Here is a 15,385-nt window from a genome sequence, read left to right on the forward strand (position 1 = left end):
AGGTTCGTTATATGGCGGACTCCAAGCGCGAGATCGAGCGGAAGTACGAAGCCACGGACGCCACCCGGCTGCCCGACCTGGGCCGGGTGGCCGGGGTCGGGTCCGTCGCGCACGAGGGCGTCATGGAACTGGACGCCGTCTACTACGACACCGAGGACCTGCGCCTCGCCGCCGGAAGCGTCACCCTGCGCCGCCGCACCGGGGGCTCCGACGCCGGCTGGCACCTGAAACTCCCCGTCACCGAGGGCGTCCGCGACGAGATCCGGGCCCCGCTCTCCGACCACGTGCCGGCCCGCCTCACCGCCCTGATCCGCTCCCGGGTCCTTGACGCCCCCGTCGTCCCCGTGGTCCGGCTGGTCTCCGTCCGCGACGTCCACGTACTCCTGGACGACGACGGCGCCCCGCTGGCCGAGCTCAGTGTGGACGAGGTCCTCGCGGAGCGGCTGCACGGTGGCGACCGCACCGCCGCCTGGACCGAGATCGAGGCCGAGCTCGCCGACGACCGGGACCCCGCCTTCCTCGACTCCGTCGGCCGCGCGCTGGAGGAGGCCGGGATCCGGCCCTCCGCCGCCCCCTCCAAACTGGCCCGCGCGCTGGCGGAGACGGACTCCGACGCGGCGCGCCCCCGGGAGGACGAGCCGCGCACCGCCGGTGACCACGTCCTGCACTACGTACGCCGCCAGGCCGAGGCGATCGTGGCGCTCGACCCGGCCGTGCGGCGGGGGCTGCCGGACTCCGTGCACCGCATGCGCGTCGCCACCCGCCGGCTGCGCAGCGCCCTGCGCACGTACCGCCGCGTCCTGGACCGCGAGGCCACCCGCCCCCTGGGCACCGAGCTGAAGTGGCTCGCCGGGGAGCTGGGGGTCGACCGGGACCAGGAGGTCTTGGACGCCCGGCTGCGCGCCAGGCTCGGCGAGCTGCCCCGCCCGCTGGCCACCGGGCCGGTCAGGGCGCGGCTGCGGCTCTGGTCGGCGGCGGGCCGCAGCGGTTCGCGCCGGCGCACGACCGCCGTCCTGGACTCCGCGCGCTACCTGGACCTGCTGCGCGCCCTGGAAGCCCTGCTCGCCGCCCCGCCGCTGCTGCCCGGGGCCGCCGGGGAGCCGGGCGACGAGCTGGCCCGCGCGGTCCGCAAGGACCACAAGCGCCTCGCCGGACGGGTGGCGCACGCCCTGGAGCTGCCGCCGGGGCCGGACCGGGACGCCGCCCTGCACAGCGCCCGCAAGGCCGCGAAGAGGGCCCGGTACGCGGCGGAGGCCGCCCGCCCCGCCCTCGGCAGGCCCGTGAAGAAGGCGGCCAAGCGGCTCAAGGCCGTACAGAGTCTCCTCGGCGACCACCAGGACGGCGTCGTCGCCCGCGAGACCCTGCGCGCCCTCGCCGTACAGGCGCATGCGGCGGGGGAGCCGTCGTTCACGTGGGGACTGGTGTACGGGCGCGAGGAGGCGGCCGCCGCGGCGGCCGAGCGCGAGCTGCCCGGGGTGTGGCACCGGGCGCACAAGGCCCGTATCCGGCGGGCACGGGGACACTGAGCAGCGAGGTACGCTGGATGGTCACCCCTGCCGGCTCTCGAAAGTTCGCGATGTCTGTCGATTCGGTCTTCCCACAGCTCGAAGCTCTGCTCCCGCATGTGCAGAAGCCCATCCAGTACGTCGGCGGTGAGCTGAACTCCACCGTCAAGCCGTGGGACGAGTGCGACGTCCACTGGGCGCTGATGTACCCGGACGCGTACGAGGTCGGGCTGCCCAACCAGGGCGTCATGATCCTGTACGAGGTACTCAACGAGCGCCAGGGCGTCCTCGCCGAGCGCACCTACAGCGTCTGGCCGGACCTCGAAGCGCTGATGCGCGAGCACCAGGTGCCGCAGTTCACCGTGGACAGCCACCGCCCGGTCAAGGCGTTCGACGTCTTCGGGCTCAGCTTCTCCACCGAGCTGGGCTACACCAACATGCTCACCGCCCTGGACCTGGCCGGCATCCCGCTGGCCGCCAAGGACCGGGACATCGACGACCCGATCGTGCTCGCGGGCGGCCACGCCGCGTTCAACCCGGAGCCGATCGCGGAGTTCATCGACTGCGCGGTCATCGGCGACGGCGAGCAGGCGGTCCTGGAGATCACCGAGATCGTCCGCGCCTGGAAGGCCGAGGGCCGCCCCGGGGGCCGCGAGGAGGTCCTGTTCCGCCTCGCGAGGACCGGTGGCGTGTACGTCCCCGGCTTCTACGACGTGGAGTACCTCCCGGACGGCCGCATCGGCCGCGTCGTACCGAACAAGTCGGGCGTGCCGTGGCGGGTGTCCAAGCACACCGTCATGGACCTGGACGAGTGGCCGTACCCGAAGCAGCCCCTGGTCCCGCTCGCCGAGACCGTCCACGAGCGGATGTCCGTGGAGATCTTCCGCGGCTGCACCCGCGGCTGCCGTTTCTGCCAGGCCGGCATGATCACGCGTCCCGTGCGGGAGCGAAGCATCACCGGCATCGGCGAGATGGTTGAAGCGGGCCTCAAGGCGACCGGCTTCGAGGAGGTCGGCCTGCTCTCGCTGTCCTCCGCCGACCACACCGAGATCGGTGAGATCGCCAAGGGCCTCGCGGACCGCTACACCGAGGACAAGATCGGCCTCTCGCTGCCGTCCACCCGCGTGGACGCGTTCAACGTGGACCTGGCCAACGAGCTGACCCGCAACGGCCGCCGCTCCGGTCTCACCTTCGCCCCCGAGGGCGGCTCCGAGCGCATGCGCAAGGTCATCAACAAGATGGTCTCGGAGGAGGACCTGATCCGCACGGTCTCCACCGCGTACGGCAACGGCTGGCGCCAGGTGAAGCTGTACTTCATGTGCGGGCTGCCCACCGAGACCGACGAGGACGTCCTCCAGATCGGCGACATGGCGGTCAACGTCATCGCCAAGGGCCGCGAGGTCTCCGGCCAGAACGACATCCGCTGCACGGTCTCCATCGGCGGTTTCGTTCCCAAGCCGCACACCCCGTTCCAGTGGGCGCCGCAGCTCAGCGCCGAGGAGACGGACGCCCGCCTCGGCAAGCTCCGGGACAAGATCCGCGGCGACAAGAAGTACGGCCGCTCGATCGGCTTCCGCTACCACGACGGCAAGCCCGGCATCGTGGAGGGCCTGCTCTCGCGCGGCGACCGCCGGGTCGGCTCCGTCATCCGCGCGGTGTACGAGTCCGGCGGCCGGTTCGACGGCTGGCGCGAGTACTTCAGCTACGACCTGTGGATGAAGAGCGCCGAGGCGGCCCTGCCGGAGTTCGGCGTGGACGTCGACTGGTACACCACCCGCGAGCGGACCTACGAGGAGGTCCTGCCCTGGGACCACCTGGACTCGGGCCTCGACAAGGACTGGCTCTGGGAGGACTGGCAGGACTCGCTGGACGAGACCGAGGTCGAGGACTGCCGCTGGACCCCGTGCTTCGACTGCGGGGTGTGCCCGCAGCTCTCCACGAGTATCCAGATCGGCCCGACCGGCAAGAAGCTCCTGCCGCTGACGGTCGTGAAGTGAGCCGTGAAGTGATCGCGGGCGTGTGACAGCTCGGTGACGAGGCCCGGTCCGGGGAAACCCCGGGCCGGGCCTTCGCGTCATGGGATGCATGGAACAGGGAAAGCATTGGGCGCCGGCGGAGTACGGAGCCCACCAGGCGCCCGCGCATTACGAGGGCGGTGACGGCTGTGTCACCGCGGTGATCCGGATCCCCGTCCGGATCGTGGTGCTCCTCGTCGTCCTGCCGGTACGGATGGTCTGGGACGCCCTCGTCGTCACCGCCCGGGCCGCCGACCGGGTGCTGTTCCGGCCCCTCGGACGGGCCCTGGCCTGGCTCTTCGACGTGCTGGTGGTCATCCCGGCGGGGTGGCTGTGGCGCTGCGTCTGCGTCCCGCTGGGGCACGCGCTGGGCTGGCTCGCCCCGGCCCTGTTCGTCCGGCCGTGGGTCGCGCTCTGGCGCCATGTCGTGGTGCCCGTGGTGCGGTACGGGATCGTGCTGCCGCTCCAATGGGCGTACGCGCAGCTGCTCACCCCGCTCGGGCACGGGCTGCGGTGGCTGTTCCGCGAGGTGCTGGTCCCGGCGGTGGGGTGGCTGGGCTCCGCCCTGAAGTGGCTGCTCACCCTGGTGCTCGTCATGCCGGTGGTGCTGCTGTGGCGGTACGTCCTGGTGCCCGTCGGGCTCGCCGCGGCCTGGCTGGTCCGGTACCTCGTGGTGATCCCGCTCGTCTGGGCGTACCGCACCCTCCTCACCCCGCTGGGCCACGGCATCGCGTGGACGCTGGATCTGGTGATCCGGGGGATCGAGGCGTTCTTCCGGGGGATCGGGATCGCGCTGCGGTGGCTCGTCGTCGTGCTTCTCGTCACGCCCCTCGTCTGGGTGTACCGGCGCGTCCTGACCCCGGTCGGCCGGGAGACCGCCGCCGCCCTCGGCATCGCCTGGCGGGTCGCCGGATACCTCTCCCGGGCGTTCGGCCGGGCGCTCGCCTGGCTCGCCCGGAACCTGATCGCCGCGCCGGTGCGCTGGGCGTACCGCACGGTGTGCGTCCCGGTCGGCCACGTCGTGCGCGACGTCTTCCTGGTACCCGCCGGGCTGGCCCTGCGCGCGGTGGGCCGCACGGCCCGCCAGACGCTGCGCACGGCCCGGGAAACGGTGCGCCGGGCCAGGCGTGACGCCTGGCGCGCCCTGGTCGGCGCGCCCGCCGAACCCGAGCCCGGGGAACCCGGAAGCCCCCTTGCGCGTACTCTGGGTAGTACAACGACCGTGCCCAGCGCGGCGCCCGGACCAGAGTTCTCCCCGCTCCCGGAGAAATCCGCACAGCAGGGGTGAGCCGGACCGGGCCCCCGGGCCACCCGTATTTCGAGGGCGGCGCGCCACCGCGCCCGCCCCGCACCGAGGAGAAGAACCACTGGGCAAGCGACAGCCCGAAGGCCCGCCGCCCGCACCGGCGGTGCAGCGCATCCGACTGCGCTACACCAAGCGCGGCCGCCTCCGGTTCACCAGCCACCGCGACTTCCAGCGTGCCTTCGAGCGGGCGTTGCGCCGCTCCCAGGTGCCCATGGCCTACTCGGCGGGCTTCACCCCGCACCCGAAGGTGTCGTACGCCAACGCCGCCCCCACCGGTACGGGCAGCGAGGCCGAGTTCCTGGAGATCGCTCTCACCGAGCCCCGCGACCCGGGTGTCCTGCGTGAGCTGCTCAACGAGTCCATGCCGGACGGCCTGGACATCACGGACGCCGTCGAGGCCCGCACCTCGGGTCTCGCGGACCGGCTGACCGCCTCAGTCTGGGAGATCCGCCTCGACGGGGTGACCCGGGAGGACGCGGAGAAGGCCGTGTCCGCCTTCAACGCGGCGGAGACCGTCGAGGTCGAGCGCCGTACAAAGAACGGCATGCGGACCTTCGACGCCCGTTCCGCCGTGGTCGAGCTCCAGACCCTTGATCTTCCGGCTGATAGGTCCGGTGACAGGGCCTGTGCGATACTGCGGCTGGTTGTTCGGCACGTGACACCTGCCGTTCGGCCTGACGACGTCCTGTCCGGTCTCCGCGTTGTGGCCGACCTGGCGCCGCCGGTCCCCGCTGCGGTGACCAGGCTGGCGCAGGGGCTCTTCGACGAGGAGTCCGGCACGGTGACCGACCCGCTCGCGCCCGACCGCGAGGCAGCCCCGGCCGCATCAACCACGGCCACCGGGACCGCCGTCGCGACGGCGCCGGAAGGTGCAGGTTCCGCGTAAGGCGGTCGTTGTAGCGCAGCCCTCGCGCTCGGGAGCCACCTGGGCCGGGCCGCGCACTGACCCATAAGACTTTCGCCAGGCCGTCCGCACATCGCGTACGGAACCGGCGAGCCAAGATTCAGCTCCCGTGCGGCGCCCGCGCCCCGGACGGCGGTGCCGCGGCCACCCGCGGACCGAGCCGGACCGGAATCAGGTGCGGCGCCCGGGAGCGCGACGGGAGAAACGCCCGCATGCCCCAGCCGAACGAACCCGGCACCGCCGGGAACGCAGAAGACAACAACACCCCCGGGGACAAGCTCCCCCCGCGCCGCAGGCGCCGCGCCGCCTCCCGCCCCGCCGGCCCGCCGTCGGGCGGGGCACAGGCCGTCGCCGACGCGCCGGCCCTACCGGCCGTTGACGCCGCAGAGTCCCCGAGCGCGGAACCGGCCGCCGAGGCCGCCCCCGCCCGCCCGCGCCGCCGCGCGGTCCGCAAGGCCACGTCCGAGGCCGGCGCGCCGAAGGCCGCCGAGCCGGCCGAGACGGTGGAGCCCGTGACCGCTGGGCCGGCCGCCGCAGAGCCGGTCGCCGAGCCCGCCGCCGAGGCCCCCCGCCGCCGCCGTGCCGTTCGCAAGGCCACGTCCCCGAGCGGTGCGCCCAAGGCCGCCGAGCCGGCCGAGATCGTTGAGGAGGCCCCCGTCGTGGAGAGCCCCGAGCCCGCCGCCGAGAGCGCCGCTCCGGCGCGCCCGCGCCGCCGCGCCGTTCGTAAGGCCACGTCGGCCGCCGGTGCGCCGAAGGCCGCCGAGCCGGCCGAGATCGTCGAGGAGGCGCCCGTGGCGGAGCCCGTCGCCGAGCCGGCCGCCGAGGCCCCCCGTCGCCGCCGCGCCGTCCGCAAGGCCACGTCGCCCGCCGGTGCGCCCAAGGCCGCCGAGAGCGTGGCGAAGTCCCCCGAGGCCGCTGAGCCCCCCGAGCCCGTCGCCGCGCCGGTCGCCGAGGCCGCCGCCGAGCCCGCCGAGGCCCCGCGTGGCCGTACCCGCCGCAGGGCCTCCGCCCCGGCCGGTGCCCCGCAGGCCGCCCCGGTGAAGCACGCCGCCGACGCCGAGGAGACCGAAGAGGCCGAGGAGACCGACGAGGTCACCGTGACGGCCGAGGCCCCCGAGCCGGTCGCCGAGCCCGCCGAGGCCCCCCGCGGCCGCCGCCGCGCGACCCGCAGGGCCTCGTCCCCGGCCGGTGCGCCGAAGGCCGCCGCCGAGCAGCCCGCCGAGGCCCAGACCGGTGAGAGCCTGCCCGAGGCCGCCGTGGAGGAGCTGGCCGCCGAGCCCGTCGAGGTCGAGGAGGCCGCCCCGCGCGGCCGTCAGCGCCGCCGGGCCACCGCCGCCGCCGGCCGCCCCGAGTTCACCGCCGAGCCGGAGGAGCCCGCGCGCCGAGGCCGTCGGGCCGCCCGTCCGGCCGTCGCCGTCTTCCAGGCCCCGGTCTTCGCCGAGCCGATGTTCCAGACCCCGGAGACCGCGGCAGCCGCCGCGGCCGCCTCCCCGCACGAGGAGCCCGAGGACGAGGTCGCCCCGGTCCGTGAGGAGGCGCCCGCGCCCGTCGAGACCGCGCCCCAGGGCGGTTCGCGCCGCCGTCGCCGTCGTCGCGGTGAGGCCGCCGAGGCCGACACCACCGAGACCGTGACCGCCGCCCCGGCGCCGGAGCAGGCCGCGGACGAGCAGGAGCCGGAGGCCGCGGCCGAGGCCGAGCAGGACGGCGAGGACACCGACGAGTACGGCGACCGCCCGTCGCGCCGCCGTCGCCGGGGCGGCCGTCGCCGTCGCCGGGGCGAGGCCGCCGAGGACGAGGGCGCCGAGCAGACGGACGACGAGCACGCCGAGGACGAGCCCGAGGCCGCCCAGGAGTCCGCCGACGAGGCGGACGAGGACGACGACGAGCGCGAGTCCGCCGGCTCCGGGTCGAGCAGCAGCCGCCGTCGCCGGCGCCGCCGTCGTCGCAGCGGTGACGCGGTGGCCGAGGGCGAGAACGGCTCGGACGACCCGGAGCGCACCGTCGTCAAGGTCCGGGAGCCCCGCAAGAAGGAGGAGCGGGAGCCCGGTACCGGGTTTGACGAGGTCCAGTCCATCAAGGGCTCGACCCGTATGGAGGCCAAGAAGCAGCGCCGCCGCGAGGGACGCGAGCAGGGCCGCCGCCGGGTGCCGATCATCACCGAGGCCGAGTTCCTGGCGCGCCGCGAGGCCGTCGAGCGTGTCATGGTCGTCCGCCAGAGCGGCGAGCGCACCCAGATCGGCGTCCTTGAGGACAACGTGCTCGTGGAGCACTACGTCAACAAGGAGCAGGCCACCAGCTACGTCGGCAACGTCTACCTGGGCAAGGTCCAGAACGTGCTGCCGTCCATGGAGGCCGCCTTCGTGGACATCGGCAAGGGCCGCAACGCCGTCCTGTACGCCGGTGAGGTCAACTTCGAGGCGCTCGGCATGGCCCACGGGCCCCGCCGTATCGAGACCGCGCTCAAGTCCGGCCAGTCCGTCCTGGTGCAGGTCACCAAGGACCCGATCGGTCACAAGGGCGCCCGCCTGACCAGCCAGGTCTCGCTGCCCGGCCGCTACCTGGTCTACGTGCCCGAGGGCTCGATGACCGGGATCAGCCGCAAGCTGCCCGACACCGAGCGCGCCCGGCTCAAGACCATCCTCAAGAAGATCGTCCCCGAGGACGCGGGCGTCATCGTGCGCACCGCCGCCGAGGGCGCGAGCGAGGACGAGCTGCGCCGTGACGTCGAGCGGCTCCAGCAGCAGTGGGAGGACATCCAGAAGAAGGCGAAGGGCACCGGCAGCTCCAACGCGCCGACGCTCCTCTACGGCGAGCCGGACATGACCGTCCGGGTCGTCCGGGACATCTTCAACGAGGACTTCTCCAAGGTCATCGTCAGTGGCGACGAGGCGTGGGAGACCATCCACGGCTACGTCTCGCACGTGGCGCCCGACCTGGCGGACCGGCTGTCGCGGTGGACCTCCGAGGTCGACATCTTCGCCACGTACCGGATCGACGAGCAGCTGATGAAGGCGCTGGACCGCAAGGTCTACCTGCCGAGCGGCGGCTCGCTGGTGATCGACAAGACCGAGGCCATGGTCGTGGTCGACGTCAACACCGGCAAGTTCACCGGCCAGGGCGGCAACCTGGAGGAGACGGTCACCAAGAACAACCTGGAGGCGGCCGAGGAGATCGTGCGCCAGCTGCGGCTGCGCGACCTCGGCGGCATCGTGGTGGTCGACTTCATCGACATGGTGCTGGAGTCCAACCGGGACCTGGTGCTGCGGCGCCTGCTGGAGTGCCTGGGCCGTGACCGTACGAAGCACCAGGTCGCCGAGGTCACCTCGCTGGGCCTGGTCCAGATGACCCGCAAGCGGGTCGGCCAGGGGCTGCTGGAGTCCTTCTCCGAGACCTGCGTCCACTGCAACGGCCGCGGTGTCATCGTCCACATGGAGCAGCCCGCGTCCGCGGGCGGCGGTGGCGGCGGCAAGCGCTCGAAGAAGCGGCGCGGCGGCGGTCAGGACCACGACCACGAGCACGACCACGCCCAGGAGCACACCGAGACCGAGGCCGAGGTCGCGGCGGAGGTCGCCGCACCGGTGGCCCTGCCCGAGCCCGAGTTCGTCCCGGACGAGGAGCTGTACAGCAGCGCCGCCGAGGCCGAGGCCGCCGTCGCACGCGGCCGTGGCCGCCGCCGGGCGACCCGCAAGGCATCGGCCCCGGCCGGCGCCCCGAAGACCTCCGCCGCCCCGGTGGAGGAGATCGTGGCCGAGCCGGTCGCCGAGCCGGAGCCCGTCGCGGCCCCGGAGCCGGTGGCCGAGGAGGCTCCGCAGGGCCGGACGCGCCGCCGGGCCACCCGGAAGGCGACCGCCCCGGCGGGATCGCCGGCCCCGGCCGGGACGACCGTGACCGAGGCCGCCCCGGCGGAACCGGCCGAGCCCGCGCCGGCCGGCCCCGACCCGGTGGCCGCCGAGGACCCGGTGGTCGAGGCGTCGCACGCCGAGGCCCCGGCCGAGGAGCAGGCCGCGCCGCCGCGTGTCCGGCGCCGCGCCACCCGTAAGGTCAGCGCGCCCGCCGGTTCGCCGGCGGGGGCCGAGGACGCCGCGGTCGTCGTGGTGGAGGCCACCGAGACCCCCGAGGCCACCGAGACCCCCGAGGCGTCGGCGGAGCCCGAGGGCGAGGCGGCCCCGGCCAAGAAGGCGGCCCGCAAGACCGCCAAGAAGGCCACGGCCAAGAAGGCGGCGGTCAAGAAGACCGCGGCCAAGAAGACGGCCGCGAAGAAGACGACGGCCAAGAAGGCGGCGGCGAAGAAGACGGTGGCGGCGGAGCAGCAGACCGCCCCGGCCGTCACGGCCACGGCCGACGAGGGCTGATCCGCCTCGCGTGACGCGGTCCGGCCGGTCCCACCCCGGGACCGGCCGGCCGCGTCGCGGCGCCGGGCCCTCCCGCCCCCGACACGAAAGCCCCCACATGCGCAAGATCCAGAAGGCCGTCATACCGGCCGCCGGGCTCGGTACCCGGTTCCTGCCGGCGACGAAGGCGACTCCCAAGGAGATGCTGCCGGTCGTGGACAAGCCGGCGATCCAGTACGTCGTGGAGGAGGCCGCCGCCGCGGGGCTGAACGACGTCCTGATGATCACCGGGCGCAACAAGCGCGCGCTGGAGGACCACTTCGACCGGAACTACGAGCTGGAGTCGGCGCTGACCCGCAAGGGCGACGCCGAGCGGCTGGTCCGGGTCCAGGAGTCGAGCGACCTCGCGACCATGCACTACGTCCGCCAGGGCGACCCGCGCGGCCTGGGTCACGCCGTCCTGTGCGCGGAGCCCCATGTCGGCGACGAGCCCTTCGCGGTGCTCCTCGGCGACGACCTGATCGACCCGCGCGACCCGCTGCTGACCCGGATGACCGGGATCCAGGAGCGCGAGGGCGGCAGCGTCGTCGCGCTGATGGAGGTGGCGCCCGAACAGAGCCACCTCTACGGCTGCGCGGCGGTGGAGCCCACCGCCGAGGAGGGCATCGTCCGGGTCACGGGGCTGGTCGAGAAGCCGGAGCCGGGCGACGCCCCCAGCAACCTCGCGGTCATCGGCCGCTATGTCCTGGACCCCGCCGTCTTCGCCGTGCTGCGCGAGACCGAGCCGGGCCGGGGCGGCGAGATCCAGCTGACCGACGCGCTCCAGCAGCTCGCCGCCGACGAGAAGCTCGGCGGCCCGGTGCACGGCGTGGTCTTCCGGGGCCGGCGCTACGACACCGGCGACCGCGGCGACTATCTGCGGGCCATCGTCCGCCTCGCCTGCGAGCGCGAGGACCTGGGCCCCGACTTCCGCAGCTGGCTGCGCGCCTACGTGGCCTCGGAACTCTGACCCGCCCGCCGGGCCCCGTACTCCTGATCCCAGACACCCGTACCACCGCACCGCAACACCGCACCGAGGAGAACTCCATGATCGGCATGATTCTGGCCGCCGGCGCCGGCCGTCGTCTGCGTCCCTACACCGACACGCTGCCCAAGGCGCTCGTGCCCGTCGGCCCCGAGGGCGACGAGGAGAGCCTGACCGTGGTCGACCTGACGCTCGGCAACTTCGCCGAGGTCGGCCTGACCGAGGTCGCGATCATCGTGGGCTACCGCAAGGAGGCCCTGTACGAGCGCAAGGCGGCGCTGGAGGCCAAGTACGGCGTCAGCATCTCGCTGATCGACAACGACAAGGCCGAGGAGTGGAACAACGCCTACTCCCTGTGGTGCGGCCGGGACGCCCTCAAGGACGGCGTCATCCTCGCCAACGGCGACACCGTGCACCCGGTCTCCGTCGAGAAGACCCTGCTGGCCGCCCGCGGTGACGGCAAGAAGATCATCCTCGCCCTCGACACGGTGAAGTCCCTCGCCGACGAGGAGATGAAGGTCGTTGTGGCGGACGGCAAGGGCGTCCAGCGGATCACCAAGCTGATGGACCCGGCCGAGGCCACCGGTGAGTACATCGGCGTCACCCTCATCGAGGGCGACGCGGCCGAGGAGCTGGCCGACGCGCTGAAGACCACCTTCGAGCGCGACCCGGACCTCTACTACGAGGACGGCTACCAGGAGCTCGTCAACCGCGGCTTCAAGGTCGACGTGGAGCCGATCGGCGACGTGAAGTGGGTGGAGATCGACAACCACGAGGACCTTGCCAAGGGCAGGAAGATCGCGTGCCAGTACTGACCCGGCTGATACCCGCGCCGGTCGTCGTGGACATCCGGGCCGGGGCTCTCGCGGATCTGGCGGGCGTGCTCGCCGATCAGCGGATCTCCGGCTCGGGGAAGCTGGCGGTCGCGATCAGCGGGGGTTCCGGCCGGGCGCTGCGGGAACGGCTGACGGACAGCCTGCCGGGCGCCTCCTGGTTCGAGGTCGGCGGCGGCACGCTGAACGACGCCGTCAAGCTCGCCGAGGCCATGAAGTCCGGGCGGTACGACGCCGTGGTCGGTCTCGGCGGCGGCAAGATCATCGACTGCGCCAAGTTCGCCGCGGCGCGCGTCGGGCTGCCCCTGGTCGCCGTGGCGACGAACCTGTCCCACGACGGGCTGTGCTCCCCGGTCGCGACGCTGGACAACGACGCGGGCCGGGGCTCGTACGGGGTGCCCAACCCGATCGCCGTGGTCATCGACCTCGACGTCATCCGCGAGGCCCCCGTCCGCTTCGTGCGGTCCGGGATCGGGGACGCGCTGTCCAACATCTCCGCCGTGGCCGACTGGGAGCTGGCCCACCGGGTCAACGGCGAGGACATCGACGGCCTGGCCGCCGCGATGGCCCGGCAGGCCGGCGAGGCCGTGCTGCGCCACCCGGGCGGCCTGGGCGACGACGCGTTCCTCCAGGTGCTGGCGGAGGGCCTGGTGCTCACGGGGATCTCGATGTCGGTGGCCGGTGACAGCCGCCCGGCCTCCGGCGCCTGCCACGAGATCAACCACGCCTTCGACCTGCTCTTCCCGCAGCGGGCCGCCAGCCACGGTGAACAGTGCGGGCTCGGCGCGGCGTTCGCCATGCACCTGCGCGGCGCCGTCCAGGAGTCCGTACGCATGACCCGGGTGCTGCGGCGCCACGGGCTGCCGGTCACCGCCGAGGACATGGGCTTCGACATGGACGAGTTCGTCCAGGTGGTCGCGTTCGCACCGAAGACCCGGCCGGGCCGGTACACCATCCTGGAACACCTGAACCTGTCCGAGGACGGCATCAGGGACGCGTACGCCGAGTACGTCAGAACCGCCGCGGTCTGAGGGGCAGGGCCCGGTTTGACCGGCTGTGCCGGGCCCCGTAACCTTGACTGTCGGCGTTTGTTCGCCACACCTCTGAGCACCGACCTCCCGCTCGTTCGGGAGAGGCCGCTCGTCCACTCCGGATCGTCATGGGTCTCCGGACCCGTGTGAGCGGCTGGCATCAGAGGTTCCCGCTTCGAGTGAGAGTGAGATCCGCGTGTACGCCATCGTGCGCAGCGGTGGCCGCCAGCACAAGGTTGCTGTCGGTGACATCGTTGAGGTTGACAAGATTTCCACTGCCAAGGTTGGCGACACGGTAGAGCTCTCTACCCTGCTCGTTGTCGACGGCGACGCCGTGACCAGCGACCCGTGGGTGCTCGACGGCATCAAGGTCCAGGCCGAGGTCGTGGACCACCACAAGGGCGCGAAGATCGACATCCTTCGCTACAAGAACAAGACCGGCTACCGCCGTCGCCAAGGTCACCGCCAGCAGTACACGGCGATCAAGGTCACCGGTATTCCCGCGGCTGCGAAGTAAGGGACTGAGAACACATGGCACACAAGAAGGGCGCATCGTCCACCCGGAACGGGCGCGATTCCAATGCTCAGCGGCTCGGCGTGAAGCGCTTCGGCGGCCAGGCCGTCAACGCCGGTGAGATCCTGGTCCGCCAGCGCGGCACCCACTTCCACCCGGGCACGGGCGTCGGCCGTGGCGGCGACGACACGCTGTTCGCCCTCGCCGCCGGTGCGGTCGAGTTCGGCACGCACCGTGGTCGCAAGGTCGTGAACATCGTTCCGATCGCCGGCTGAATTCCCGGCGCTCGTAGAGCGGTATGACGTGGAGGCGGACCTCACTTCCCGAGAAGGGAAGTGGGTCCGCCTTTCGCGTGTTGTCCCTACGGGGGCAAGCGAAGTTTTTCCGCAGGTATGCAACTGGAGGTTCCATCCATGACCACCTTCGTGGACCGCGTCGAACTGCATGTCGCCGCGGGTAACGGAGGCCACGGCTGTGCCTCCGTTCACCGTGAGAAGTTCAAGCCGCTCGGCGGTCCGGACGGCGGCAACGGCGGCCGCGGCGGCGATGTGACCCTGGTCGTGGACCAGTCCGTCACCACGCTCCTCGACTACCACCACCACCCCCACCGCAAGGCCACCAACGGCCAGCCCGGCGCGGGCGACAACCGCACCGGCAAGGAGGGCCAGGACCTGGTCCTGCCCGTCCCGGACGGCACCGTCGTCCTCGACCGCCAGGGCAATGTGCTCGCGGACCTCGTCGGCCAGGGCACCGCCTTCGTCGCGGGCCAGGGCGGCCGCGGCGGCCTCGGCAACGCCGCGCTGGCCTCCGCCCGCCGCAAGGCCCCCGGCTTCGCGCTGCTCGGCGAGCCCGGCGAGGCCCGCGACATCGTCCTGGAGCTCAAGACCGTCGCCGACGTGGCCCTCGTGGGCTACCCGAGCGCCGGCAAGTCCTCGCTGATCTCGGTGCTCTCGGCCGCGAAGCCGAAGATCGCGGACTACCCCTTCACCACCCTCGTCCCGAACCTGGGCGTGGTCACCGCGGGCCAGACGGTCTACACCATCGCGGACGTCCCGGGCCTGATCCCGGGAGCCAGCCAGGGCAAGGGCCTCGGCCTGGAGTTCCTGCGCCACGTCGAGCGCTGCTCGGTGCTCGTCCACGTACTGGACACGGCGACGCTGGAGTCCGACCGCGACCCGGTCTCCGACCTCGACATGATCGAGGAGGAGCTGAAGCTGTACGGCGGGCTTGAGGACCGGCCCCGCATCGTCGTCCTCAACAAGATCGACATCCCGGACGGCCAGGACCTCGCGGACATGATCCGCCCCGACCTGGAGGCGCGCGGCTACCGCGTCTTCGAGGCGTCCGCCGTCGCCAGGACCGGGCTCAAGGAGCTGTCGTTCGCCCTCGCCGGCATCATCGCCGAGGCACGCGCCGCCAAGCCGGTCGAGGAGGCCACCCGCATCGTCATCCGGCCCAAGGCCGTGGACGACGCCGGGTTCAGCGTCACCCTGGACGAGGACGGCATCTACCGGGTGCGCGGCGAGAAGCCGGAGCGCTGGGTGCGCCAGACCGACTTCAACAACGACGAGGCCGTCGGCTACCTCGCGGACCGGCTCGCCCGGCTCGGTGTCGAGGACCAGCTGCGCAAGGCCGGGGCCCGGTCGGGCGACGGCGTGGCGATCGGCGCCGAGGACAACGCGGTCGTCTTCGACTGGGAGCCGACCGTGACCGCCGGTGCGGAGATGCTGGGCCGCCGTGGCGAGGACCACCGCCTGGAGGCGCCGCGTCCGGCCACCCAGCGGCGCCGCGACCGCGATGCGGAGCGCGACGAGGTCGCCGAGGAGTACCGGGACTTCGACCCGTTCTCGTAAGCACGAAAAACGACCGCGGGCCCGGTCCCTTCCGAACGGTGGAAGGGGACGGGCCCGCAGTCGTTTCGC

At 73.0% G+C, this 15,385-nt stretch carries 11 protein-coding genes; all 11 read left to right on the top strand.

What is annotated here, in order from left to right; all coding sequences use genetic code 11:
* Positions 1-11: 11 nt before the first annotated feature.
* The 11 genes from OG867_RS22060 to obgE all read left to right on the top strand — a co-directional run bounded on the left by OG867_RS22060 (position 12) and on the right by obgE (position 15,316).
* Positions 12-1,526 (top strand): CHAD domain-containing protein, encoded by a 1,515-nt coding sequence (locus tag OG867_RS22060; RefSeq protein ID WP_406287781.1) that lies wholly within the window; start codon positions 12-14, stop codon positions 1,524-1,526.
* Positions 1,527-1,576: 50 nt separating this feature from the next.
* The gene (locus tag OG867_RS22065; protein ID WP_406287783.1) at positions 1,577-3,502 is read left to right on the top strand and encodes a TIGR03960 family B12-binding radical SAM protein; all 1,926 of its coding nucleotides are present in this window, start codon (positions 1,577-1,579) and stop codon (positions 3,500-3,502) included.
* An 88-nt stretch (positions 3,503-3,590) separates the two neighbouring features.
* Positions 3,591-4,808 carry a hypothetical protein gene (locus tag OG867_RS22070; RefSeq protein WP_406287785.1) on the top strand — a complete coding sequence of 406 codons (1,218 nt, stop codon included), beginning with the start codon at positions 3,591-3,593 and terminating at the stop codon, positions 4,806-4,808.
* Between the two features lie 121 nt (positions 4,809-4,929).
* On the top strand, positions 4,930-5,712 hold the full coding sequence (locus OG867_RS22075; protein WP_328900158.1) for a TIGR03936 family radical SAM-associated protein: 783 nt from the start codon (positions 4,930-4,932) through the stop codon (positions 5,710-5,712).
* 230 nt (positions 5,713-5,942) lie between these two features.
* A complete protein-coding gene (locus OG867_RS22080) occupies positions 5,943-10,082 on the top strand; it encodes an Rne/Rng family ribonuclease (protein WP_406287787.1) in 4,140 nt (1,379 codons plus the stop codon).
* A 97-nt stretch (positions 10,083-10,179) separates the two neighbouring features.
* The gene (gene galU, locus OG867_RS22085) at positions 10,180-11,070 is read left to right on the top strand and encodes a UTP--glucose-1-phosphate uridylyltransferase GalU (protein ID WP_328900156.1); all 891 of its coding nucleotides are present in this window, start codon (positions 10,180-10,182) and stop codon (positions 11,068-11,070) included.
* Positions 11,071-11,147: 77 nt separating this feature from the next.
* Positions 11,148-11,900 carry a sugar phosphate nucleotidyltransferase gene (locus OG867_RS22090; protein WP_406287789.1) on the top strand — a complete coding sequence of 251 codons (753 nt, stop codon included), beginning with the start codon at positions 11,148-11,150 and terminating at the stop codon, positions 11,898-11,900.
* Entirely contained in the window at positions 11,888-12,949 is a 1,062-nt protein-coding gene (locus OG867_RS22095; RefSeq protein WP_406287791.1) for an iron-containing alcohol dehydrogenase family protein, read from the top strand. Before OG867_RS22090 ends, OG867_RS22095 begins: the two co-directional genes overlap by 13 nt.
* A gap of 196 nt (positions 12,950-13,145) precedes the next feature.
* The gene (gene rplU, locus OG867_RS22100; RefSeq protein WP_014045903.1) at positions 13,146-13,466 is read left to right on the top strand and encodes a 50S ribosomal protein L21; all 321 of its coding nucleotides are present in this window, start codon (positions 13,146-13,148) and stop codon (positions 13,464-13,466) included.
* Between the two features lie 14 nt (positions 13,467-13,480).
* Positions 13,481-13,738, top strand: a complete 258-nt coding sequence (rpmA, locus tag OG867_RS22105; RefSeq protein ID WP_018103204.1) for a 50S ribosomal protein L27 — start codon at positions 13,481-13,483, stop codon at positions 13,736-13,738.
* 138 nt (positions 13,739-13,876) lie between these two features.
* The gene (obgE, locus tag OG867_RS22110) at positions 13,877-15,316 is read left to right on the top strand and encodes a GTPase ObgE (protein WP_406287794.1); all 1,440 of its coding nucleotides are present in this window, start codon (positions 13,877-13,879) and stop codon (positions 15,314-15,316) included.
* Positions 15,317-15,385 lie beyond the last annotated feature (69 nt).

Source organism: Streptomyces sp. NBC_00209, from assembly GCF_045206345.1.
Lineage (GTDB): Bacteria > Actinomycetota > Actinomycetes > Streptomycetales > Streptomycetaceae > Streptomyces.

Coding starts and splice junctions, on each gene's coding strand:
- OG867_RS22060 (WP_406287781.1), top strand. CDS start 12: ATGGCGGACTCCAAGCGCGAGATCGAGCGGAAGTACGAAGCCACGGAC.
- OG867_RS22065 (WP_406287783.1), top strand. CDS start 1,577: ATGTCTGTCGATTCGGTCTTCCCACAGCTCGAAGCTCTGCTCCCGCAT.
- OG867_RS22070 (WP_406287785.1), top strand. CDS start 3,591: ATGGAACAGGGAAAGCATTGGGCGCCGGCGGAGTACGGAGCCCACCAG.
- OG867_RS22080 (WP_406287787.1), top strand. CDS start 5,943: ATGCCCCAGCCGAACGAACCCGGCACCGCCGGGAACGCAGAAGACAAC.
- galU (WP_328900156.1), top strand. CDS start 10,180: ATGCGCAAGATCCAGAAGGCCGTCATACCGGCCGCCGGGCTCGGTACC.
- OG867_RS22090 (WP_406287789.1), top strand. CDS start 11,148: ATGATCGGCATGATTCTGGCCGCCGGCGCCGGCCGTCGTCTGCGTCCC.
- rpmA (WP_018103204.1), top strand. CDS start 13,481: ATGGCACACAAGAAGGGCGCATCGTCCACCCGGAACGGGCGCGATTCC.
- obgE (WP_406287794.1), top strand. CDS start 13,877: ATGACCACCTTCGTGGACCGCGTCGAACTGCATGTCGCCGCGGGTAAC.